Origin of the sequence: Rhodococcus sp. 077-4 (assembly GCF_047782425.1) — a bacterium.
Taxonomy (GTDB): Bacteria; Actinomycetota; Actinomycetes; order Mycobacteriales; family Mycobacteriaceae; genus Rhodococcoides.
On record NZ_JAJPWC010000005.1, the window covers coordinates 47,387 to 71,156 of the forward strand.

At 66.7% G+C, this 23,770-nt stretch carries 20 protein-coding genes; 13 read left to right on the forward strand and 7 right to left on the reverse strand.

Annotation, left to right across the window (positions count from 1 at the left end; translation table 11 throughout):
• Positions 1-84: 84 nt before the first annotated feature.
• Together crtI and ACNEOT_RS22170 are read right to left on the reverse strand one after the other, a co-directional pair.
• Positions 85-1,668 carry a phytoene desaturase family protein gene (gene crtI / locus ACNEOT_RS22165; protein WP_415976768.1) on the reverse strand — a complete coding sequence of 528 codons (1,584 nt, stop codon included), beginning with the start codon at positions 1,666-1,668 and terminating at the stop codon, positions 85-87.
• 11 nt (positions 1,669-1,679) lie between these two features.
• Positions 1,680-2,801 carry a polyprenyl synthetase family protein gene (locus tag ACNEOT_RS22170; RefSeq protein WP_415976898.1) on the reverse strand — a complete coding sequence of 374 codons (1,122 nt, stop codon included), beginning with the start codon at positions 2,799-2,801 and terminating at the stop codon, positions 1,680-1,682.
• A 194-nt stretch (positions 2,802-2,995) separates the two neighbouring features.
• Between ACNEOT_RS22170 and metF the strand changes: the two genes are divergently transcribed.
• Entirely contained in the window at positions 2,996-3,922 is a 927-nt protein-coding gene (gene metF / locus ACNEOT_RS22175; protein ID WP_415976899.1) for a methylenetetrahydrofolate reductase [NAD(P)H], read from the forward strand.
• Between the two features lie 2 nt (positions 3,923-3,924).
• On the opposite strand, the gene ACNEOT_RS22180 is transcribed toward metF, so the two are convergent.
• From ACNEOT_RS22180 to ACNEOT_RS22200, 5 genes are read right to left on the reverse strand one after another with little or no spacing between them, the layout of a single operon-like run.
• Complete coding sequence (locus ACNEOT_RS22180) at positions 3,925-5,094, reverse strand: glycosyltransferase (RefSeq protein ID WP_415976769.1); 1,170 nt, start codon at positions 5,092-5,094, stop codon at positions 3,925-3,927.
• Positions 5,091-5,825: an LppM family (lipo)protein gene (locus ACNEOT_RS22185; protein WP_415976770.1), complete on the reverse strand. Its 735-nt coding sequence runs from the start codon at positions 5,823-5,825 to the stop codon at positions 5,091-5,093. The genes ACNEOT_RS22180 and ACNEOT_RS22185 overlap by 4 nt, the downstream gene beginning before the upstream one ends.
• 47 nt (positions 5,826-5,872) lie before the next feature.
• On the reverse strand, positions 5,873-6,715 hold the full coding sequence (locus tag ACNEOT_RS22190; RefSeq protein WP_415976771.1) for a carotenoid biosynthesis protein: 843 nt from the start codon (positions 6,713-6,715) through the stop codon (positions 5,873-5,875).
• Positions 6,712-8,319 carry a phytoene desaturase family protein gene (locus tag ACNEOT_RS22195; protein WP_415976772.1) on the reverse strand — a complete coding sequence of 536 codons (1,608 nt, stop codon included), beginning with the start codon at positions 8,317-8,319 and terminating at the stop codon, positions 6,712-6,714. Before ACNEOT_RS22195 ends, ACNEOT_RS22190 begins: the two co-directional genes overlap by 4 nt.
• Before the next feature lie 4 nt (positions 8,320-8,323).
• A complete protein-coding gene (locus tag ACNEOT_RS22200) occupies positions 8,324-8,941 on the reverse strand; it encodes a GNAT family N-acetyltransferase (RefSeq protein ID WP_415976773.1) in 618 nt (205 codons plus the stop codon).
• A 196-nt stretch (positions 8,942-9,137) separates the two neighbouring features.
• Here ACNEOT_RS22200 and ACNEOT_RS22205 point away from each other — a divergent pair, with 196 nt between their 5' ends.
• The 12 genes from ACNEOT_RS22205 to murG all read left to right on the forward strand — a co-directional run bounded on the left by ACNEOT_RS22205 (position 9,138) and on the right by murG (position 23,721).
• Positions 9,138-9,593, forward strand: coding sequence for an SAV_6107 family HEPN domain-containing protein (locus ACNEOT_RS22205; RefSeq protein ID WP_415976774.1), 456 nt, complete (start codon positions 9,138-9,140; stop codon positions 9,591-9,593).
• A gap of 229 nt (positions 9,594-9,822) precedes the next feature.
• Complete coding sequence (locus ACNEOT_RS22210) at positions 9,823-10,260, forward strand: DUF3040 domain-containing protein (RefSeq protein ID WP_415976775.1); 438 nt, start codon at positions 9,823-9,825, stop codon at positions 10,258-10,260.
• 531 nt (positions 10,261-10,791) lie between these two features.
• Positions 10,792-11,223, forward strand: a complete 432-nt coding sequence (mraZ, locus tag ACNEOT_RS22215; protein WP_027497352.1) for a division/cell wall cluster transcriptional repressor MraZ — start codon at positions 10,792-10,794, stop codon at positions 11,221-11,223.
• Positions 11,224-11,441: 218 nt separating this feature from the next.
• A complete protein-coding gene (rsmH, locus tag ACNEOT_RS22220) occupies positions 11,442-12,473 on the forward strand; it encodes a 16S rRNA (cytosine(1402)-N(4))-methyltransferase RsmH (protein WP_415976776.1) in 1,032 nt (343 codons plus the stop codon).
• Positions 12,470-13,315: a hypothetical protein gene (locus tag ACNEOT_RS22225; protein WP_415976777.1), complete on the forward strand. Its 846-nt coding sequence runs from the start codon at positions 12,470-12,472 to the stop codon at positions 13,313-13,315. The genes rsmH and ACNEOT_RS22225 overlap by 4 nt, the downstream gene beginning before the upstream one ends.
• Positions 13,312-15,168, forward strand: a complete 1,857-nt coding sequence (locus ACNEOT_RS22230) for a peptidoglycan D,D-transpeptidase FtsI family protein (protein WP_415976778.1) — start codon at positions 13,312-13,314, stop codon at positions 15,166-15,168. The genes ACNEOT_RS22225 and ACNEOT_RS22230 overlap by 4 nt, the downstream gene beginning before the upstream one ends.
• A 184-nt stretch (positions 15,169-15,352) precedes the next feature.
• Entirely contained in the window at positions 15,353-16,954 is a 1,602-nt protein-coding gene (locus tag ACNEOT_RS22235; RefSeq protein WP_415976779.1) for a UDP-N-acetylmuramoyl-L-alanyl-D-glutamate--2,6-diaminopimelate ligase, read from the forward strand.
• Positions 16,951-18,459 carry a UDP-N-acetylmuramoyl-tripeptide--D-alanyl-D-alanine ligase gene (locus ACNEOT_RS22240; protein ID WP_415976780.1) on the forward strand — a complete coding sequence of 503 codons (1,509 nt, stop codon included), beginning with the start codon at positions 16,951-16,953 and terminating at the stop codon, positions 18,457-18,459. Before ACNEOT_RS22235 ends, ACNEOT_RS22240 begins: the two co-directional genes overlap by 4 nt.
• On the forward strand, positions 18,456-19,541 hold the full coding sequence (gene mraY, locus ACNEOT_RS22245) for a phospho-N-acetylmuramoyl-pentapeptide-transferase (RefSeq protein WP_415976781.1): 1,086 nt from the start codon (positions 18,456-18,458) through the stop codon (positions 19,539-19,541). Before ACNEOT_RS22240 ends, mraY begins: the two co-directional genes overlap by 4 nt.
• 3 nt (positions 19,542-19,544) lie before the next feature.
• Positions 19,545-21,005 carry a UDP-N-acetylmuramoyl-L-alanine--D-glutamate ligase gene (murD, locus tag ACNEOT_RS22250; protein ID WP_415976782.1) on the forward strand — a complete coding sequence of 487 codons (1,461 nt, stop codon included), beginning with the start codon at positions 19,545-19,547 and terminating at the stop codon, positions 21,003-21,005.
• A complete protein-coding gene (gene ftsW / locus ACNEOT_RS22255) occupies positions 21,002-22,582 on the forward strand; it encodes a putative lipid II flippase FtsW (RefSeq protein ID WP_415976783.1) in 1,581 nt (526 codons plus the stop codon). Before murD ends, ftsW begins: the two co-directional genes overlap by 4 nt.
• Positions 22,579-23,721: an undecaprenyldiphospho-muramoylpentapeptide beta-N-acetylglucosaminyltransferase gene (gene murG, locus ACNEOT_RS22260; RefSeq protein ID WP_415976784.1), complete on the forward strand. Its 1,143-nt coding sequence runs from the start codon at positions 22,579-22,581 to the stop codon at positions 23,719-23,721. The genes ftsW and murG overlap by 4 nt, the downstream gene beginning before the upstream one ends.
• The last annotated feature ends 49 nt before the right edge of the window (positions 23,722-23,770 follow it).

Below are 23,770 nucleotides of genomic sequence, written 5' to 3' on the forward strand. Positions count from 1 at the left end.
AGAACGATCATGGTCGCAGCAATGAGCGCGACCGGCAAACGATCGCGCTCAGCTTAGTTGGTCGCTGCAGTGAATCGAACGAACCTACCGTTCCCGATGTCCTGTCACCCGTTCGGCGGCCAACTTTCCGGAGACCAGAACAGTGGGAACGCCGACGCCAGGCGTCGTGCCCGAGCCGGCCAGAATCACGTTGTCGAGCCCGGCAACCATGTTCTTGCGCCGGAACGGCCCGGTCTGCCGGAACACGTGTGCGGACGAGAACGGTGAACCGGAGATCATGCCCTTCTGCGCCCAGGTCTCGGGAGTGTCGATGTGGTCCAGCGTGAATCCGTCGAGAAGCCCTTTGTACCCGCGGGTTTCCATGGTCGTCAGGATCTCGCGGAGGTACGGCTGCGCCAACTCGGCCCACGGCAGCGGAGCGCTGTCGAGATTGGGGCACGGTGCCAGGATCGACACCGGCTCGCTGCGGACCCCGTCGCGGACCACTTCGAGTGCTGGATCGCTCACCGACGGGCGAGTGATGAGCAGGGACGGATCGGCCATCAAGCTTCCCTTGCCCGAGCGGGCGGTGATGCGACGAAAGGTCTCGGACCATTCGTCGCCGAAGTCGATGGTGTGGTGCGCACGGGCAGGCCACGTGGCGCTCTGCTCCACGGGAACGGTTCCGTGGGCGACGACTGCCGACGGTGAGACCACGCCGTAGCCGTTGCGTCGGCCCTTCTTCGACACCGACGCCCGGTCGAGCAGTCGATCGACGACCGGCAGGTCCGCGGTGAGAATCAGAGCGTCGCATGCGATTCGGTCGCCTGCCGCGGTGACCACGGAATCGGCGCGGCCTCGGTCGACTGTGATGTCGACGATCTCGGTGCCGAGCTCGAGCGTTCCGCCCGCCGTGACGAACGCGTCGGCCATGGCCCTCGCGATGGCCGCCATGCCGCCCTGGGGGAAGAACACCCCGAGGGAGGTGTCCATGTGCGCGATGGCTCCGTAGACCGCGAGAGCTTTCTGCGGTGCCATGCCGGCGTAGAGCGCCTGGAAGGTGAAGACGCGGCGCAGGCGGGTGTCCTTCAAGAACTTGTCGACTCGCGGTCCGAGACGCCCGAACCCGCCCAGCTTGGTCAGCGTGGCGGTGTCGGAGATCGCGGCCTTCGAGCCGACCAGATCGAGCGGGGAATCGAAGTTCGAATCGATGAACCGATCGAACTCTGCGTCGAAGATGTCGGCCAGCCAGCGTCGCAATTCGCGGTAGCCCTGTGCCTCGGCAGGTCCGCAGGTGCGTTCGACCTCGGCCGTCATCGCCTCGGGGTCGGAGTAGACGTCGATGGACGTGCCGTCGGCGTAACGCGTGTGATACGACGGCGAGAGCGTGGTCAACCGGATCGGTGGCGTCGTCGACTCGAAGTCGGCGCCCACGGCGGCGAGCGCCTCGAGCACCAGGTTCGGCATCGTCAACACGCTTGCGCCGTTGTCGATGTCGTAGAGGTGCGAGCCGTCGGTGTCCGACACCGGGTACACCCCGACGCGGCCGCCCACAGTCTCCTCCCGCTCGACGAGGACGACCTTCTTCCCTGCCCCGAGCAGGTGCAGACCGGCCGCCAGACCTGCCAATCCGGCTCCCACGACGACAACGGTGTCGGTGGGGCCGGAGACCGTGCGGATCGAAGACATGACGCTCTCTTTCAGTACTGCCGTTGGATGGCGGCGGTTGCCATGGCTCGCAAATGTGTGGCGGCGACCGGATCGATCGAACTGTTGTCGAGAACTGCGACAGCCCGCGTGCCGAGCTCGTCGATCTGCCTCTCGACGGCGTCCACCGCGCCGAGCTCGACCAGAATCGAACGGATATCGGCCACGGCGGCCGCGTCGAGCTCGGTACCGAGGCTGGAGCGGATCTCGGCTGCCTGATCGGGCCGAGTCTCGTCGGCCTTGCGCAGTGCCAGCGCGATCAGCACGGTGCGTTTGCCCTCGGTGATGTCGTCGCCCGACGGTTTACCGGTCACCTCGGGATCGCCGAACACTCCGAGGAGGTCGTCGCGCAGCTGGAACGCGATACCGATATCTGCGCCGAAGCTGCGGTACGCCGCGATCAGCTCCTCGTCGGCATCGGCGAGAACCGCTCCGAGATGCAACGGGCGCTCCACCGTGTACGCGGCGGTCTTGTAGCGGTTGACGCGCATTGCAGCTGCCACACTCTCGTCGGTGCCTGCCTCGGCCTCGATGTCTAGCAGCTGGCCGCCGAGGACCTCCGTGCGCATGGCCGACCACACCGGTTGGACTCGCCGAGCGGCGTCGGCGTCGATACCCGATTCACGGAGCAGATCGTCGGCCCAGCACAGGGCGAGATCGCCGACGAGAATCGCGGCCGATTCACCGAAGTGTTGCGAGGAGCCGGACCAGCCCGAATCCCGGTGCCGCCGAGCGAAGCCGACGTGCACCGTCGGGAATCCGCGCCGCGTGCTGGACGAGTCGATGATGTCGTCGTGGATCAGGGCGCAGGCCTGGATCAGCTCGAGCGCCGAACACGCCCGCAGCACTGCGTCCGCACGGGGACCGGTCGTCTCGCCGCCGGCACCGAGCCACGCGGTCCATGCGAACGCGGGGCGCATGCGCTTACCGCCACGAAGCACGAACGCCTCGAGATCGGCCACCGCAGCGGGATAGCCACCGCCGACGGAATCGACGACCGCACGACGCGACGCGAAGAACTCGGCGAGCGTCGCGTCGACGGACTCTCGCAGCGAGGACGCATTCACGGGCGCAGGAACGGCATTCGTGGGCGCAGTGGAGGGGGGCGCGGACAGGTCTCCGGACAGGACGATCCTCCAGGTTTCGTGGGTACGACGCTTTCTGTTCCCACAGTAATGGCCCTCGAAACCTTGCATCGCAGTGCTGCGAACATCTTTCGTCAGGGACGCCTGACAGGCGTAGGTGCGGCGCAACCTATGATCTTCGGGTGAGCGAAGATTCCGTCAGGGGGCGGTCGAGCCGAGGATTCGTGACCAGGACGCCGTCCATCGTCGACCGGCTGCGGACCGAGCCCGAGGCCAGGATCCCGTTCTCGGTGGAGTTCTCGCCGCCGCGCGACGCCGACGCCGAGGCCAGACTGTGGCGAGCAGTCCGTGAGTTCGAGCAGTTGCAGCCCGCGTTCGTGTCGATGACGTACGGCGCGGGAGGCTCCACCCGCGACCGGACGGTGCGCGTCACCGGGCAGATCGCCGAGGAGACCACCCTGTTGCCGGTGGCGCATCTCACGGCCGTCTCACACAGCGTGGCCGAGCTCCGCTCGATGGTCGGGTCCTACGCAGATCGTGGGATCACCAACATCCTCGTACTGCGCGGAGACCCCCCGGGGGATCCACTCGGTGACTGGGAGAAGCATCCCGAGGGAGTCGAGTACGCAGAGGAACTCGTCCAGCTGGTGCGCGATCTCGGTGATTTCCACGTCGGAGTGGCGTCGTTCCCCGAAGGTCACCACCGCGCCGACGACCTCGAACAGGACACCCGGTGCTTGGTCGGCAAGCTGCGGGCGGGTGCGGAGTACTCGATCACCCAGATGTTCTTCGACGTGGACGACTATCTGCGCCTACGCGACCGGGTGTGTGCATTCGACGCCGAGCAGGGTGCCAAGCCGATCATTCCCGAGATCATGCCCATCACCTCGCTTCGGTCGGTTCGGCGGATGCTCGAGCTCTCGGGTACGACGCTCCCGTCGCATCTGGACGAGAAGTTCACTCGCGCTGCCGGATCCGGTTCGCAGGAGGACCGCGCCGCCGTTCGTGAGGTGGGTATCGAACTCGCCACCAACATCGGTGAGCGCCTGATCTCCGAAGGTGCCCCCGGATTGCACTTCATCACGCTGAACTTCGCGCGCGCGACGCGTGAGGTATTGACCAACCTGGGACTTGCGGCCGCGCGAGTGTGAGGTCAGTGCTGTGGCGCGGGCATCGGGCGTGACTTCCACGTTGCCGATCCGCGCTGCCTGCGCACGTGCGATTCCGCGACGAGTCCGACGAACGCGAGAATCGAGACCGGATGCAGCGCAGCGTCGACTGCGTCGCCGACCCCGAAGTGCGATCCCACCTCGCGCCGCCGCGCAGCCAGCCGAGACACCGTCCCCGCGAGGTATCCGGCCCAGCCGAGGCGACGCGTCGACCCCGAGGCAGTGAGCGCCGCAACCGGGGGCACCACGTACACGACGGCCAGTGCCACGGCCGCCGCGGCCGAACCGGTGGGACCACCGAACTCGTTCCACAACCACCTGCTGTAGCCGGAGCGCACGTCCGCCGCCGAGCGGTACATCCGGCACCGGACGAACCCCGCACCCGACGCCACCGCCGTCGAGAATCCCCGTCGACGTAACGCGCGGGCCAGGTCGAGGTCCTCGGTCGGGCTGGAGGCGACGCAGTGGTGGCCCCCGATCGCGCGGTAGGCGGCGGCGTCGAAGGCCATGAACTGCCCGCAGGCGACCGCTGTCGACGGTGCGAGCGACGCGTTGCCCAGCGGGATGGGAAGAGTGGACATCCACGACCAGGCAAGCAGGGGTTGCACCAGTCGCTCGGCGATGCTCTCGGCCAGTTGTTCGGGCCACGGACACAGCAGCGATGCCCCGCGCCGTCGCAGCATCCTGGCCGCGGCCGCAATGGCCTCCGGTTCGAGTCGAACATCGGCGTCGACGAACACGATCATCGACGCCGTAGGGTCGTCCTCGTCCGCCAGTCTCGCAAGTTCGGCGCACGCTGCGGCTTTACCGGTCCAGCCCGCCGGGGGTGCGACACCGGAGCTCACGACGCGAATTCTCGGATCACCCTCGGCCGCCGCGCGGGCAGCGGCGGCCGTTCCATCGGTCGAGTCGTCGTCGAGGACGATGACGTTGAGGTCGGTGCACGCGCGTTGACGCGTGAGGTCGCCGATCAGCGCCGGAAGGGTCGAGACCTCGTTGCGGGCGGGAATGCAGACGACGACGCGTTCGGTGACGTTCTGTTCCGGGGTACCCAGGCTCGGCATGAACCGAGAGTTGAACACCGACACCGCAGCAGACGCCGTCGCGGCAACGGCCGCGGTGGCCGTCGTTCGCGCGAGCAGGCGGTCTTTCACACAGACGTTCTGTCGCTCGAGTTCTCCGACTCGGTGCGTCGTGACCGGAGATTGCGCAGCGGTGGGTTGCGCGAGACCCAGGCCATGGCGCCGACGATGGCTGCGACGCCGACGGTCACTCCACCTACGATTCCGGCCCAGCCGGCGAAGCTTCGGGTGTTGGGATCGGGGTAGTTGACCTCGGCGCGCACCGAGGTGACCTCACCTGCAGGCAGCTTCCACGAGATCGAGTTGTCGCTCTCGCGGGTGCCGTTGGTGGTGCCGATGCGGGCAGGAAACGCGATGGTGAACTGCACATCCGAACCCTGGACCGGCACGGACGAGAGATCGGCGTTGCCTGCCAGGGTGACGGTGTCGCCCGAGCGCTGCAGCGTCAGCTGGAAGGATCCGGCTGCGTTCTGGAAGATCGAGCCGAGCGTCTGCACGTCGCCGAACGAGAGGTCGTCGAAGATGGCCTGCGAACCGACGTACCCGTCCTGGTTGTACGGCTCGACGCGAACCTTGTCCTCGATCGACGACGGAACCACCAGTTCCGGGCCGGTGTCCGATTCCGACGTCGGCACACTGGCCGCCACGATCTGGCCCGCGACGCGGTCGTTGGCCGACACGCCCATCGTGACCTGCACGCGCAGGCAACCGGCCAGCATCGGCGCGACCAGCAGCGCCAGTGCGACCACCGAGAGAACCCGGCGTCGGTGGGATCGGTGAGATGTTCGCGATGTCGACTGCACAGCGACATCGTGCCAGGGGATCGAGCCGATGTCAGTCGGCAGGGTTGTCAGCGAGGCGTGTCGGTACCGAACCGGTGGACCGGTGCGGGCGATCGCGGCCCGGGTGATCGGCCGCGGCGAGCGATCATCAGCAGAGGGATGCCGACGGTGCCCATGACGACGAACCCGTACACGGCCGAGAATCGAAGTTCGGGACCGTCGAGAAACACGGCATGTGCAAGGGCAGACCCGAGCCACGTCCACAGGAACAGTCCGATGGGCACTGCGTCGTCGGAAGGTTGCGGGCGGCCGAGGGCGCGGTCGAGAGAGTCCATCACCGCGGCCATCAGCGTGGCCACCACCAACCAGCCGAGGTAGTTGGTCAGCGGAATCGACTGCACTCCCGGCAATCCGACGGAACCAGCCGTCCAGGTCCACTGGCCGTCGGTGACCATCTGTGGATCGAGATAGAGGTCCCAGCCCACCATCCCCACCGCCACCGCCACGATCCGCAGTGCGGTGGCGCGTACCCGCGTCGCGTTCGTACGGCGGACGACGAAGTTCACCGCACACCAGATCGGATAGAACCCGGCTGTCCAGGCCAGCGGGACCACCACGGGCACCTCGAACAAGCTGGGGCCCAGACGATCCTGCGCGTAGAAGTACTCGCCGAACGGAATGCCGGTGGCCGTGCCGACCAGTTCGGATGCGAACCCGGTGCCTGCGGTGACGATAACGAGGACGGCTGCCCAGAGCGCGCCGCGGTGCAGAGCGGCATGTGCGATCGAGGCGAGCGCGAGAGCGGCGACGACTGCGACGGTCACGGCGTCCCGGGTCGAGCCGGAGACGAGTGGGTAGACGATCTGGGCTCCGACTGCGGCGATCGCGAAGGCGACGGGAACCATCCTCATGGCTGCCTCCTCCTGAACTTCGCGCGAAAACGTTTCGAGCGAGCGTCGGTGATCGCAATCCTCGCCGCCGACCGACCACTGGCCGCCGTGACTCCACCACCGGGGTGGGTCGATGCGCCGGTGAGATAGAGCCCGTCCGCACCGGGGACACGGTGACCGGCCAATTGCGGATGTGGACGCCACATCATCATCTGGTCCAACGACATGTCCAGGTGCATGATGTTGCCGCCGATCAGTCCGAGCTCACGCTCGATGTCCGGCGGAGACTGAACGTGTCGATCCAGCACGGACGCCGCGAAACCGGGCGCGTACCGGTCCATTTCGGCCACGATCCGATCCGCCTCGAATTCGGCCAGCGAGCGCTCGCCCGCAACGTCCGATCGCCACGATCTGCCGTCGGCGAGCGTGTGCGGATGCCACTGCGACCACAGGGAGATCTGATGCTGTCCCGGCGGTGCGATGGTGGGATCGAGTGCGCTGAACGACATGCCCAGCACTGCCGGAACCGGCGGCAGGTGGCCGGCCAGTGCGTGCCCGTGTGCCAGACGCAATTGGCTGCGGTCGCGTACCAGCAGGGCCAGACCGTGGGTGCCGTCCTCGATCCGCTCGGCGCTCGGATACGTAGGAAGGGCGTCGGTCGCCAGCCGGACCGCAGTACCGATCCCCGGCCCCACTCGAATAGTGCTGCGCCACCGTGCGATCTGCGCCGGATCGTGTCCGCCTGCGGCGAGCAGGTCGAGGGTGGTGACGATGTGGCAGCCGGCCACGACGACGCGGCTGTCCACCTCCCGTCCCGACGCGGTCCTGGTGGTCCAGCCGTGTGGGCGACGGACGAGTGAGGTCACCGCGTCACCGAGGGTCAGTGTTGCACCGTCCCGCTGCAGCCGGGCGATCATCGCCTCGGTCAATGCGCCGCTACCGCCGACGGCGCGACCGGGTGGAAGGGTGTGCATGAGCGCAGCGAAGCCGACCATGGGCGCGGTCCCGGGCTCGGACATCGGCGGACCCGACTGTGCGCCGAACCACGCGAGGGCAGCTTTGAGTCTCTCGCTCGAGAACATCTCGTCCAGCAGGGAATCGCCGGTGGCCAGGAATTCGCGCGAGAGCATGCTGCCGCCGTCGGGCGCGCCGAGGCCCCAGAAGGATCGAAGCAGCTTCGGGCCGGTGGGCGGCCCACCGAACGCCCGCATGGTGCGCTCGCTTCGGGGGCCCCACACCGAGACGAAACTGCGGTAGGCACGAACATCGGCGGTGCCGCAGGCGGCGGCGATGGAGTCACAGGTCCGGTCGAGATCGCGATGGAACACGATTGCGCGTTCGTCGGTGCCGACAGCTCCCGGTGCGAATGCCCAGGGATCGCAGTCGATGTAGCGCAGTCCGAACTCGGCGAGCCCGAGCTCCTCGACGATGCCGGTGTGACGAATCATGATGTGCGCCGAAGAACCCCTGTCCACGCGATGACCGGGGAATCGCTCCACCGTCGATACCGCGCCACCCGCTACGGTGTCGCGCTCGAGAACCTCGACGGACATGCCGGCATCGGTCAGGTAACAGGCAGAGGTCAGGGCATTGTGGCCGGAGCCCACCACCACAGCGTCGATCACATCTTCAGGCTACTGGCCCGCCGAGCGGCAACCGGCGGCCGAGGACGGCGAAGGGGCGTCGGTCGCCGGCGAACGTGAAGTCACGCAGTACGTCGGCAAAGCCGAGCCGCCGGTACAACCGCCAGGCCCGGTTGTCCTCCTGCGCCACCTCGGGTGTGGACAACATCACGTTGTTCGCGGAGACGCCGTCGAGCAACCGGCCGCACAGTCGGGCCCCGAGGCCGTGCCCCTGAGCGCTCGGAAGGACATGCAACTCGGTCAGCTCGAAGTAGTCCTCCAGTGCGGCCTCGACGCTGCGCGGGGAATGGCCGGCGCGTCGCAATCCATCGCGTACCTGCTGGTGCCACCACTGGTGCGCGGCACCGTGATAGCCGTATGCGACGGCGACCAGCGTGTCTTCCTGCGTCGGGTCGGGGTTGGGGAGCAGTGCGCCGACCGCTCGCCAACCCGGCCGGTGTAGATGTTCGCTCCACATCGGGGCGCGGCTCTGTTCGGTTCCACGCGGATAGCCCATGGCCTCCACGTAGATGGACAGTGCCTCGAACAGCCGCTGGCGAAACTCCGGGGGCGTCAGATCGACCAGGTAGGGCGTTGTCTGCGCATCGGTGACGACTGTTCTCAACCTTTCTTCGGCAACTTGTCGGTGGGCACAGCTATATTGAATGTGTCGAACGGGTGTTCGATGATCGGGGCCGAGTGCGCCGGTGGCTTCGGCTCGGATCGTCGAGTCGGATTCTCCGGAGTTCGACTGTAAGGCTTCGTCACGGTTCCGGCCGCGTCAGGTACGCGCCGGAGATTCGAACTGGAGGTGTTCGAGTATGACGATCACGAAGGCGTTCGATGCCGGAGTGCGGTCGCCGGTGTCGCGTCAGGCGCAGGTTCTGCTCGGTCGAGCCGATGCTCTGCTGTCCGAGTCGATCGGGGAGAGCGATGCCGGAGATCGGTTTCTCTTGAGCTACGCCGCAGCACTGAAAGGCGCGGCGGCCGTGCTGGCGTCGTTGCCCAATTCGATCGGAGCGCGTCCTCGCTCGCGCAGTGCGTGGGTGTTGATGGCAAAGGCGGCACCCGATCTCGCCGTGTGGGCGGACTACTTCGCGTCCTTCTCGGCCACCCGCGCTGCGGTCGAGGCCGGCGCATCGAGCGCGATCGTCGATCTCGATGCCGACGATTTCTACCGGCACGTCAGTCGTTTTCTGAACTCGGTCGAGGATCGGCTCGGGGGGCAGGCGCGATTCTCGTCCGTCGACCCGATGGCAGCACCGTTGTCGGCATAGCTCATCGAGACCTGGCCGTCAGGTCACAATCGCCACGTCATCCAGTGTTTGCGCCGTGTTTTCGAGACGTGCGTCCCGAATGCTTCGGGGTTTCTCGAAGAACACATCGACCGAGTAGGTGGTAAGCGGCGGATTCAGCTCGTATCATCGACAGCAGGTAGCCGCCAAGGTCAGCTTCCCGTCGTTTCCAACCGAAATGACCTTCAATATCTGTGCAGGGGGAGGTACCGTGCCACTCTCCGAGCACGAGCAGCGCATGCTCGATCAGATCGAGAGCGCTCTCTACGCCGAGGATCCCAAATTCGCGTCTCATGTGAGGGGCGGTCGCGTTCGCGCGGCGTCGAGCAGGAGGCGCTTTCAGGCTGCCGCATTGTTCGTAGTGGGACTCGTGTTGCTCGTCGCCGGTGTTGCATTGTCGACGAACAGTTTGGCTTTTCTCGTCGTCAGTCTCGTCGGCTTTTTGTTCATGTTCGGTGCCGGAGCACTGTTCCTGTTCGGCGGCTCCAACAAGGGAGCAACAGCCGCGCCGGACGGAGACAGCACAGTCGCCGAGGCCGCCGAGACGTCCGGGCGTCGTACCGGGCAGAAATCGAAGGGTGGCCGCAAGAGCGGCAGCTTCACCTCTCGCATGGAAGATCGGTTCCGAAAGAGGTTCGAGCAGGATTGAGTCGGTCAGGTTTCTCACCGAAATCCGACCGGAACCGCTCGACTCCACAACTTCACGCGTAGACCGACAACAGCACCTCACCTTCGGGTGAGGTGCTGTTGTCGTTTCCGGTCTCGAACCGTCACGCCGGGCTCTCGGCCCAGCCGGCTCGTCGGCGTGCTCCGCTCCGTGTCGATCGCCTCGGCTACTCCACGTGAGCGATAGGGGAGATCCCCCCACTCCTCCCCACCGCCGGCCACATTCCCCACTTCTCCCCACTCGAGCCCCGCCAGCAGGTGAATCGTGTCTTCGTTCTGGGAGCAGCGGCATAGAAGACCTGCTCAGACCGTTGACACAACGGGCCTGTGGGCTGTCGCCCGAGAATCCGATGCGCCACGTCGACCGTGGCGTCAGCGCTGGTGCCAACGATCTTGTGTAGCTCGACCTGCGAAGACGTGTGTTTTCCCAAAGTTTTCCGGCTTTGAATGGTTCGAAGTGGGGGAGAGTGGGGTAAAGTGGTCCGCAGCGGAGAGTCGAGGCTGGAGGTGGCGAGTGTTTCTCGGTACCTACACGCCGAAGCTCGACGACAAGGGTCGTCTCACGTTGCCGGCCAAGTTTCGGGACGCGCTTGCGGGAGGTGTCATGGTGAGCAAGGGGCAGGATTTCAGCCTCGCTGTCTACACCGCGGCGGACTTCGCAGAGCGTTCACGGAAGTTGACGGCAGCTTCTCGAGCCAACCCCAAAGCCCGTGCCTACGTTCGCCAGTTCTTTTCCGGAACGGACGAGCAGCGGCCGGACGGACAGGGTCGCATCACCATCAGCCCCGAGCATCGCCGATACGCGGGGCTCGAACGCAACTGTGTGGTGATCGGATCGATGGACTTCATCGAGATCTGGAACGACGAAGCATGGGCCCGTTACTCCGCTGAGAACGAACAGGATTTCTCCGACGCTTTCGACGAGTCCCTCGGAGGGATCTTGTAGCCCGCCCAGGTCGCCTGCGAGTGCAGCGAGGCCTCTGCCCGATCAGAACCCTGACGTTCTTCCCCAACGCCAGGTTTCGCAGATCAGGACCCTGACGTTCTTCCCCAACGCCAGGTTCCCTATCGGACAGGGACCTCGAAGCATTCGCATCGGCTTCCGTGGGCGACCTGCACGGCCCGGACCGGGCGAGAAGTACGTACGCGCGACCGGGAGGAACCATGACGGAGGGCACCGGACCGGACGAGAGCGAATCGTCCGTCGACCGAACCCACCGTCGAACCTCGGGTCCGGTCCACGTTCCGGTTCGACTCGAGCGAGCCGACGAATTGCTCGGACCCGCACTCGATTCGGCCGCCGACACTCGCGTCATGATCGACGCCACCTTGGGGCTCGGTGGTCACGCCGAGCATTTCCTGCGGACATATCCGCACCTGCACCTCATCGGACTCGATCGTGATCCCGATGCGCTCGCGCTCGCCGGAGATCGACTCTCTCCATTCGCGGATCGAATCACGTTGGTGCACACCACCTACGACGGCATCGCCGAGGCGCTCGACGAAGCCGGCCTGCCGCCGCTCGGCTCCGTGCACGCCATTCTGTTCGATCTCGGCGTGTCGTCGATGCAGTTGGACGAGTCCGATCGCGGATTCGCGTATTCCGTCGATGCGCCGCTGGACATGCGGATGAATCCGACGGTCGGAATCACCGCAGCCGACGTTCTCAACACCTACTCGCACGGCGACATCGCGCGGGTACTCAGTACGTACGGCGAAGAACGGTTCGCGGGCAAGATCGCGTCCGCTGTCCTGCGTAGACGTGAGCACACGCCTTTCACCACGAGCGGTCCACTGGTCGAATTGCTGTATGCCGCAATTCCGGCCGCGACGCGGCGTACCGGCGGGCACCCGGCCAAGCGCACCTTTCAAGCTTTGCGCATCGAAGTCAACGGTGAACTGGATTCCTTGAAGGCGGCGGTACCGGCCGGGCTCGACGCGTTGGCTGTCGGCGGTCGGGTGGTCTTCATGTCCTATCAATCGCTCGAGGATCGAGTTGTCAAGCAGGAGTTGGCACCTCGGATCAAGTCCCGCAGTCCCGAGGGACTGCCGGTCGAGCTTCCCGGAATGGGTCCGGAGTTTCGGCTCCTGACCAGAGGTGCCGAGCGTGCCTCGGACGCCGAGATCGAAGTCAACCCACGTTCGGCTCCGGTGAGATTGCGCGCCGCCGAACGGATTGCAAGGAGAGCGGAATGACGGTTCCAGATACAACCGTTGGGACACAACGCAATCGGGTTCCGGCACCGAGGAACAGGGTCGTTCCGCAGGCTCCACTCTCGCGCCCCGAACGCACGGGCAAGGGCGGTGGACGCTCCGGTGCCGCTCTTCGCGCGTACGAGCGCAGACAGCAGCGCGCCTCGATCCACACGTCCGATTCCGGCAGGGCCGCCGGGGTCGGTGCACGGCCGGCTCTGAACACGAGCGCTATCGCTGCGCGAATTCCGTTCGTCGCCTTGATCATCGGCTTGCTCGCCCTCGGGCTCGGCTTGACCTTGTTGCTCACCACACGGTCTGCCGGTGACTCCTACGACCTCAGCGCCGCCAAGGCCGTCAACACCGAGCTTGCTCAGCAACGGGCGTCCCTGCAGAAGGACGTCGAGTTGGCGGAGTCCGCCCCAGAGTTGGCCCGCCGGGCCGCCGGGCTCGGAATGGTCCCGGCCAAGAATCCCGCGCGCTTGATCGTCGCTCCCGACGGCGGCGTACAGGTCGTCGGCACCCCGGCTCCGGCCGAGGGCGCGCCGGTGGCACCGCTCGATCCGGTACCGGCCGCCGCAGGAGAGGGCACCGTACCGAGTTCGGGAACTGGATCGCCGCAGCAGCAGACGCCGCGAAGCGCATCGCAGCCCAACCGCACTTCGGGCACGGTGGACACCCGCGCCGCCACGCCGAGTACCAGCAATGGGGCTGGAAACGTCGCTCTTGCTGAACAATTCGTACCCATGAGCATCCCCTCGGTCGAAACACCCTCGGTCGAAGCCCCGTCTCCCGCTGACCCCTCGGCTTCGGTCACCAGCGAAGCACCGGGTGACGGGCAGTGACCAGGCCTTCGCCTGATCCACGCCGTCGGCCATCGACCCGAAGGCGTCTCGACTCGTCCACTTTTCGGTTCCGTCACGGCACCGGCCGGTTTCTGATGTACGCGGCGCTGGCCGTCGTCGCGGCGCAGTTGCTGTGGATTCAAGGATTCGACGCTCCACAGCTTTCGGCCGAGTCGGCGAGCCAGCGCACCACCACTCTCGTCGATCCCGCGATGCGCGGGTCGATCCTGGATCGCAACGGAAATCCGATCGCCTTCACGATGGAGGCGAAGGCCCTCACCTTTCAGCCGGTTCGGGTTCGCAAGGAGCTCGACGAGGCTCGAGCGAAGGATCCGACACAGCCGGAGACGGAGCAGTACCTCGAGGACATCGCCGACCGCATCCACAGTGACCTCGGCGATGTGATCAGCAAGAAGGATCTGCTTGCGAAGTTGAAGAGCAACGACGAATTCACCTACCTCGCCCGCGGTGTGGATGCCACCGTGGCGTCGAAGATCAGCAAGGATTTCAAGCAGGTCGGACTCGAGCGTCAGGACATCCGTGAGTACCCCGGCGGATCGTTGGCTGCGAACATCGTCGGTGCCACCGGATGGGACGGACACGGACTGCTCGGTCTGGAGGATTCGCTCGACGCGACCCTGGCCGGAACCGACGGTTCGCAGACCTACGACCGCGGTTCCGACGGTGCCGTCATTCCCGGTAGTTGGCGGGACAAGCAGCCGGCCGTCAACGGTTCGAGTGTCGAGCTGACCATCGATGCCGATCTGCAGTACTACGTGCAGCAGCAGGTGCAGTTGGCGAAGGACCTGTCGGGTGCCAAGAACGCATCGGCGTACGTGCAGGATTCGCACACCGGCGAAGTGCTCGCCATGTCCAACGACAACACCTTCAACCCCGGCATCGGCGTCGGAAACAACGAGCGCACCAAGGAGATGGGCAATCTGCCCGTCACCACCCCGTTCGAGCCCGGCTCGGTGAACAAGATCATCACCGCGGCCGCAGCCATCGAGTACGGACTCACCACGCCGGACGAAGTGCTGCAGGTTCCGGGCAGCATCTTCATGTCGGGTGTGTCGGTCAAGGACGCCTGGGAGCACGGCGTCGCGCCGTACACGTCGACCGGTGTGTTCGGTAAGTCCTCCAACGTCGGCACGCTGATGTTGGCGCAACGGGTCGGCGAGGACCGATACGCCGACATGCTGACCAGGTTCGGCCTCGGGCAGCGCAGCGATGTCGGGTTGCCCAACGAGAGCGCGGGGAGCGTGCCGAGCCGCGACCAATGGTCGGGCGGTACGTTCGCCAACCTCCCCATCGGTCAGGGCCTGTCGATGACGCTGCTGCAGATGACCGGGATGTACCAGGCCATCGCCAACGACGGAGTACGCATCCCGCCGCGGATCGTCGAGGCAACCGTGGACGCCAACGGTCAGCGAACCGAAACTCCGCAGCCCGACGGGGTGTACGTGGTCAGCCCCGATACTGCGAAGACGGTGCGCAACATGTTCCGGTCCGTCACTCAGGACGACAACGGCAACCAGCGCGGAACCGGTGTGGCCGCAGGCGTCGAGGGCTACCAGATCAGTGGCAAGACCGGTACGGCTCAGCAGGTCGACCCGGAGTGCAAGTGCTACTCGAACTCGAACTACTGGATCACTTTCGCCGGCATCGCGCCCGCCGACGATCCGCGTTACGTGATCGGAATCATGCTGGACGCTCCGACGCGCAGCGCCGACGGTTCGGGCGGCCAATCGGCTGCACCGCTGTTCCACAACATCGCCAGCTGGATGCTCCAGCGAGACAGCGTTCCGATGTCGGCCGATCCCGGTCCCAAGCTGGTTCTGCAGGCGGACTGAGATCCGAACCCGCCGGTCCTCACGAGTCGGGGCGGCGACACCACGATCCCGGACGCCGGTAATCTGACACATCGGCTCGAACGTGTTTATTCGGCTGCCGCCGTGGCGTGTTCGTTCGCTGCCGCCGCGGCGTGATCGAGCCGCTGCGGGCGCGCGGCCGGCAGCAGAGAAGAAGGGAGCAGGAGTGAGCGTGTCATCGGATTCACAACCGGCTCCGGGTTCACGTCCGGCGCATCCACCGCACACCGACGTTCGGGAGGTGGCCTCCGCAGTCGGTGCGACGATCGGCGAGGGTGATCCCACCGGGGTGAGCGTGACCGGTATCGACCTGAGAGCACAATCCGTGCTCCCCGGCGATCTCTTCGCGGCGCTCCCCGGATCTTCTCGACACGGTGCCGAGTTCGTCGCCGACGCGGTCGATCGTGGTGCCGTCGCCGTCTTCACCGATCCCGCCGGACTCGACATCGTTCGGGGAGCCCTCGCTGGCACCGGTCGAGAAGTTCCGGTGCTCGTGCACGATCGTCCGCGCCAGGTTCTGGGGGCGGTGTCCGCGCTGGTCTACGGCAATCCGTCGGCCAAGATGACCGTCATCGGAATCACCGGCACGTCGGGGAAGACGACGACGTCGTATCTGCTCGAAGCCGGCCTCACGGCTGCCGGTCGCCGGTGCGGTCTGATCGGCACCATCGAGACACGCGTTCTCGGGCGCTACGTTCCGAGCGCTCTCACCACGCCCGAGGCTCCGCAACTGCACGCGCTGTTCGCCGTCATGGTGGAGGAAGGCGTCGACACCGTGGTGATGGAGGTGTCCTCGCACGCACTGTCCCTCGGCCGGGTCGACGGCACCCGCTTCGCAATCGGAGCATTCACCAACCTGTCGCAGGATCACCTCGATTTTCACGATTCTCTCGAGGACTACTTCTCGGCCAAGAGCCGACTGTTCGCGGCCGATTCGGCAGTTCGCGCCGACACCGCCGTCGTCTGTGTCGACGACGCGTGGGGCATGCGGATGGCGGACATCGCCCGATCGGCCGGATCGACGGTGGTGACCGCGTCGACCGGCGCCGATTCGCAGTGGACTGTCTCGGACTGGGCCAAGCACGAGGACGGCACACAGTCGTTCGGCGTCGCGGATCCGGATGGCGTCTCGTTGCCGGTCTCGGTCCGGCTACCGGGTCGCTACAACGTCGCGAACACGGTGCTCGCGCTCGCGACCTGCGCGGCGGCCGGAGCCGACGTGCGCAACGCTGTGGCCGGGGTTGCGACGGTCGACGTACCGGGCCGAGTGCAGCGGATCGACCGTGGCCAGAACTTCCTGGCCGTGGTCGACTACGCCCACAAGCCGGCCGCCGTCGAGGCCGTGTTGGCAACTCTGCGCGAGTCATCCGCGGGACGCATAGCAGTGGTGCTCGGAGCAGGCGGCGATCGCGATACCGCCAAGCGTCCCCTGATGGGTGCCGCCGGAGCGCGCGGTGCCGATCTGCTCGTGGTGACCGACGACAACCCGCGCAGTGAGGATCCGGCGGCCATTCGGCAGGCCGTCGAAGACGGCGCGCTGTCGGTGCCGGACGAGGCGCGCGGCGAAGTACGTAATGTGGCAGGCCGCGCAGCGGCGATCGAGCAGGCCGTGGCATGGGCGCGCGAAGGGGATGTTGTGTTGATCGCAGGTAAAGGGCACGAGACCGGCCAGGAGGTAGCGGGCGTGAAGCACCCGTTCGACGACCGAGTGGTACTGGCCGCGGCCATCGATGCGCGTCGTGTCGACACGAGCGCGGGCGTCCGGTGATCCCGCTCTCGATCGCCCGCATCGCCGAGATCGTCGGCGGCACGGTGCACGACGTGCCCGACCCGACGGTCGTGGTTCCGGGGCCGGTGGAGTTCGACTCTCGCAAGGTCGCCCCCGGCAGTATCTTTCTTGCGCTTCCCGGAGCCAAGGTGGACGGTCACGACCACGCCGCCGCCGCGGTTGCCGCAGGTGCCGCCCTGGTACTCGCCGCGCGTCCGGTGGGCGTACCTGCCGTCGTCGTCTCGCCGGTTCCACACGAGAGCCGCGCGATGGCTCTCGAACACGATCCGGACGGCTCCGGGTCTGCGGTGTTGACCGCACTCGGTGCCCTGGCACGGGAATCGGTACTCGAACTGACTGCACAGCACGGCCTGACCGTCGTCGGCGTGACGGGATCCTCCGGCAAGACGTCCACCAAGGATTTGATCTCCGCGGTCCTCACGCCGCTCGGCTCGGTGGTGGCACCCCCCGGGTCGTTCAACAACGAACTCGGGCATCCGTGGACGGCGCTGCGGGCCGATGCGGACACCGATTTCCTGTGCCTGGAGTTGTCCGCCAGAGGAATCGGTCACATCGCCGAACTCGCCACGCTGGCACCGCCACGGATCGGTGTCGTCCTCAACGTCGGTACCGCGCACCTGGGCGAGTTCGGATCGCGTGCAGCTATCGCGTTGGCAAAGGGCGAACTCGTCGAGGCTCTGCCGAGTGCCGCCGACGGGGGAGTGGCGATTCTCAACATCGACGATCGACTTGTTGCCGAGATGGCAACGCGCACAACGGCATCCGTGGTCACGGTCGGTCGTAACGCCGATGCGGACATCCGGGCGCTCGACGTGCAGGTCGATACCGACGCCCGCGCGTCGTTCACGCTCGAATGTGCAGCGGGTTCGATACCGATCACCCTGGCGGTGCACGGCGAACATCAGGTCGGCAACGCCCTCGCAGCGGCGGCCGTCGCATTGGAATGCGGAGCAACACTGACGCAGGTGGCCGACGCGCTCTCCACCGCTGCGCCGACATCGATCAGGCGGATGGACGTGCGCACTCGCACCGACGGCGTCACCGTCGTCAACGATTCGTACAACGCCAACCCGGATTCGATGCGCGCCGCACTCAAGGCGTTGGTGTCGATGTCGCGTCGAGACGACGGGCCGAAGCGCCGCAGCTGGGCGGTGCTGGGGGAGATGGGCGAGCTGGGCGCCGACTCGGTGGTCGAGCACGACGCGATCGGTCGCCTCGCGGTTCGGCTCGACGTCGATCGGTTGATCATCGTCGACACGGGACGACCGACGCGGGCACTCCACCAGGGTGCGGTCATGGAGGGTTCGTGGGGCGAGGAGTCGATGCTGGTGCCCGACCGTGAGTCGGCCATCGCTGTGCTGCAGGAGGAGGTGCGTCCCGGCGACATCGTGTTGGTGAAGGCCTCGCAGTCGGGCGCGATGTGGACCGTCGCCGATGCCCTGCTTGCCGAGGCATCGAACGCGGTTGTGGAGGGCGAGCAGTGAGGCAGATCCTGTTCGCCGGTGGAATCGCACTCGCGGTAGCGATTCTGCTGACGCCGGTGCTGATCAAGACGTTCTCGAAACAGGGCTTCGGCCAAGAGATTCGAGTGGAAGGCCCGGCGAGTCACCAATCGAAGCGGGGCACGCCGACGATGGGTGGCGTCGCCATTCTGGTCGGCATCTGGGCCGGCTACTGGGGCTCGCATCTGATCGGTATCGGCTACGACGCCGATGGTCCATCGGCCTCGGCTCTGCTCGTCCTCGGCCTGACCACAGTGCTCGGTCTGGTCGGGTTTCTCGACGACTTCATCAAGATTCGCAAGCAGCGCAATCTGGGACTGAACGCCACGGGTAAGTACGTCGGTCAGATAACGGCCGCGGTGCTGTTCGCGATCCTGGTGTTGCAGTTCCGCAGCGACAGTGGGCTCACTCCCGGTAGCACCCAACTGTCGTACGTTCGCGATATCGCCACGTGGTCGATGTCCGCGGCGGTCTTCGTGTTCTTCGTCTGCCTGCTCGTGATCGCGTGGTCCAACTCGGTCAACCTCACCGACGGTCTCGACGGTCTCGCGGCCGGGTCCATGACCCTGGTGCTCGGCGCGTACACCGTCATCACGTTCTGGCAGTACCGCCAGGCATGCGCCGGCCCCTCCGGTCCCGCCCCCGGCTGCTACGACGTCCGAGATCCCCTCGACCTCGCTCTGGTGTGTGCCTCGGCTGCCGGAGCGTGCATCGGCTTCCTGTGGTGGAACGCCGCGCCGGCCAAGATCTTCATGGGCGACACCGGATCCCTTGCCCTCGGCGGCTTGATCGCAGGTCTGTCGGTGGTGACCAAGACCGAGCTGATCATGGTCGTCATCGGCGCGTTGTTCGTTGCCGAGGCCGCGTCGGTCGTGATCCAGGTAGCGGTGTTCCGATCCAGTCGCCGACGCGTGTTCCGCATGGCACCGTTCCATCACCACTTCGAGTTGGCCGGCTGGGCCGAGACGACGGTGATCATCCGATTCTGGTTGTTGGCAGCCATCGCTTCGGCGGTCGGACTCGCCCTGTTCTACAGCGAATACCTCGCTGCCGTCGGCGGATAGACGATGGCAGAGATTTCGACCGACCTGACCTGGTTGCGCGGCAGTTCGGTCCTGGTGACCGGTGCCCGCATCTCCGGACTCGCCGTGGTGCGACCACTGCTCGATCTCGGGGCCGTCGTCACCGTCACCGACTCGAATCGCGCCGCACTGGACGAGGCGTCGAACTCCGGTGCCTCGGTGGTGCTGCAGGACGACCTGCTGGACGACCCTGCGGCGCTCGCAGCGTTCTCGCTCGTCGTCACCAGTCCTGGCTTCCGGCCCGACTCGCCGGTGTTGGCGGCGGCTGCCGAGCGCGGCATTCCGGTGTGGGGCGATGTCGAATTGTCCTGGCACGTGGATCGGGCCGAGCTGTACGGCCCGAGGACCCGCTGGCTGGTGGTCACCGGTACCAACGGGAAGACGACCACCACCTCGATGCTCGCGTCGATCCTCGAGGCAGCGGGAATCGAGTCGGTTGCCTGCGGCAACATCGGCCTCCCCATCGCCGACGCGTTGCGCGGTACCCCGCATCCGAGTGTGCTTGCGGTCGAGTTGTCGTCGTTCCAGCTTTTCTGGGCACCGTCGGTGCGGCCGGCGGCCGGGGTGGTGCTCAACATCGCCGAGGATCATCTCGATTGGCACGGGGGAATGGACGGATACGTTCAGGCCAAGGCTCGTGCGTTGACCGGTGACGTCGCGGTCGTCGGCCTCGACGACGACAGGTCGGCGAGTCTGGCGGCCGGGTCTCCGGCGGCCACCGTCGTCGGATTTCGGCTTGGTGAGCCGGTCTCGGGTGAGCTGGGGGTGCGGGCAGGCGTGCTCGTGGACAACGCTTTCGGTGAGAATCTCGAACTGATTGCGGCCGAGAACGTGGAGCCGAGTGGCCCGTCCGGCGTCCTCGACGCGCTCGCGGCGGGCGCGCTGGCTCGTTCGATCGGGGTGGAGCCCGACGCCGTGCGGGTGGGATTGCAGACCTACCGGGTCGGACCGCACCGGGCGGCAGTGGTGCGCGAGCTCGGCGGGGTGACGTTCATCGACGATTCGAAGGCGACCAATCCGCACGCGGCGCGTTCGTCGATCATGGCGCACGATCGCGTCGTGTGGATCGCGGGCGGGCTGTTGAAGGGCGCGTTGATCGATGATCTGGTCGTCGAGATCGCCGACCGACTCGTCGCCGCGGTCGTTCTCGGTCGTGATGGGATGCAGATCGCAGAGGCTTTGGCGCGACACGCGCCCGATGTTCCGGTCGTCAGGGTCCCTTCGGGAGACGATGCTGGTGTGACTCATGGTGCTGAAGATGCTGATGCGGTGATGCGGGCGGTCGTGGCCCACTCGGCCGAACTCGCCGCGCCGGGGGACACCGTCCTACTGGCACCGGCTGCCGCGTCCCTGGACATGTTCGTCGACTACGGCCACCGCGGCCGCAGCTTCGCCGACTCCGTCCAGCGCCTCGAGGCCGCCGACATCGGATCGCCGCGATCGTGACCACCGCCGGTCAGCCCCCGCGTCCACCGCGTCGAACCACCCCGCCGCGCACTCGCATCGGCCTGTGGTTCGGCAGGCCGCTCGCGTCGTTCCACCTCGTCGTCACGATTGCCGTGCTGCTGACGGTGCTGGGCCTGGTGATGGTGCTGTCGGCGTCGTCCGCCGAGTCCTTCGCAGCCGACGAGTCAGGATACGCGCTCTTCACGCAGCAGCTCATCGGCGTCGTGCTGGGTGCAGTCGCGTTCTACGTGGCGCTTCGGCTACCGGTGCGCTACCTCAGAAAGCTGTCCTTCCCGTTGTTCCTGGTCTCGATCACCATGCTGATGCTCGTGCTGATTCCTGGAATCGGTGCCGAACGCCAGGGTGCTCGCCGTTGGTTCGACTTCGGCGTCGTGTCCTTCCAGCCGTCGGAGCTGGCCAAGGTGGCGCTGGTTCTGTGGGGCGCGCACCTGCTGGCCTCGCGGCGCAGCGAACACGGCAACATCAAGTCGTTGCTCATTCCGTTGCTGCCTGCGGGTCTGCTGATGTGCCTGCTCGTGGTCCTGCAGCCGAACCTGAGTACCGCGATCGCCCTCGGCATCATCCTGGTGGCGCTGCTGTGGTTCGCCGGCCTCAACGCCCGGCTGTTCGGTGCGGTGCTGATGACCGGGATGGCGCTGGCGACCGTCCTCGCGTTCACGGCCGGCTACCGCTCCAATCGCGTCAAGGCCTGGCTCAACCCGGGAGAGGACACTCAGGGACTGTCCTACCAGTCCACCCAGGCGAAATACTCGCTGGCCGACGGCGGTCTGTTCGGCCGCGGGCTCGGGCAGAGCCGCGCGAAGTGGAGTTATCTACCCAACGCGCACAACGACTTCATCTTCGCCATCATCGGCGAAGAACTCGGCATGATCGGTTGCCTCGCGGTCATCGGACTGTTCGGCCTCTTCGTCTACACCGGTCTGCGCATTGCCATGCGTTCGGTCGATCCGTTTCTGCGCCTGCTGACCGCGGGTGCCACCTGCTGGGTGTTCGGTCAGGCCATGATCAACATCGGTTACGTCGTCGGACTGCTGCCGGTGACCGGGCTGCAGTTGCCGCTGGTGTCGTACGGCGGTACCTCGACCGCGATCACCCTGCTGATGTTCGGCATCATCGCGAGCGCCGCCCGGCACGAGCCGGAGGCCATTGCAGCCCTGCATGCGGGGCAGGAGGGTCGTATCGCCCGCGCTCTGAAACTGCCGTTGCCCGCCGTGTTCTCGCCCAAGCGAGCCGCGATGGCGCGCTCGAAATCCACTCGTCCCACACTGGCCGCGCAGGACCGCAAACGTCTCGAGTCCCGCAAGGGCAAGGACGGCCGTCCAGCGAGAACCGCCGAGCCCGGACGTACCCGCACTCGGGTCTCCAGCTCGCGGACCGACACGATGTCGCCGAGATCCACGGCATACCGGGGCGACGCACCTCGCGGCAACGCCCGTCGCAGCGAGCCTCCGCGTCGCGAGCCCGCCGCAGGATCGCGATCGGCGTACCGTCCGCGGCCGGAACCACAACCCGGTCGCCCGCCGGTCCGCTCGGGTGAGCGAGGATATCGACGGTGAAGCACACATCTCGACCGATTTCCGTAGTGGTTGCCGGGGGCGGAACGGCCGGGCACATCGAGCCTGCTCTCGCCGTGGCCGACGCCCTGCGCGTCCTCGACCCGACCGTCACCGTCACCGCGCTGGGTAGCAGCCGCGGCCTGGAGACGACTCTCGTTCCGGCCCGCGGGTACGCCCTCGAGCTGATTCCGCCCGTTCCGCTGCCTCGCAAGCCGACCGTCGACCTGCTGAAATTGCCCCTTCGGGTGGTGCGGTCGGTGCGTCGCACCCGGGAGATCTTCGCGGCCGTCGAGGCAGACGTGCTCGTCGGGTTCGGTGGATACGTTGCGTTGCCTGCCTATCTCGCGGCTCGCGGTCGGCTGTTCGGCCGCGGCGGCCGGATCCCTGTGGTCATCCATGAGGCGAATGCACGAGCGGGCATCGCCAACAAGGTCGGTGCACGGTCCGCCGAGCGCGTTCTCGCCGCAGTCGCCGGCTCGGGCATCGCCGCCCGCGGAGCGGCCGACGCCGACGTGATCGGAATCCCGGTGCGCCCCACCATCACCGGACTCGACCGGGCTGCTGTTCGCAGCGAAGCCCGCGCCCACTTCGGGCTGCCGGATAGCGGCCCGGTGCTGCTGGTGTTCGGCGGCTCGCAGGGAGCCCGATCGCTCAACGAGGCGGTGTCCGGAGCATCGGCGGCCCTCGCCGCTGCCGGCATCTCGGTTCTGCACGCGCACGGGCCGAAGAACTCGCTCGACGTCGAGCAGCGCAATCCGGATGCGCCGTACATCGCGCTGCCGTACATCGACCGGATGGACCTGGCGTACGCCGCGGCGGACCTGGCGATCTGCCGTTCCGGTGCCATGACTGTCGCCGAGGTCTCCGCGACCGGCCTGCCCGCGGTGTACGTGCCCTTGCCGCACGGCAACGGCGAGCAGGAGCTCAACGCCCGTCCCGTCGTCGACGCGGGAGGTGGCATCCTGGTATCCGATGCGACACTGACCGAGCAGTACGTCGGCGAGACAGTGGTCTCGCTGCTCGCCGACACCGAGCGCGTCGCCGCCATGTCTCGTGCCGCCGCCGGCGCAGGACACAAGGGGGCAGCGGCGGCCGTCGCGCAGATAGTGCTCGACACCGCGCACGCGGCGCGGCGCTGAACTGGATGGCGTCGAACATGAGAAGACAACGAGGGAGACGTCCGCGTGA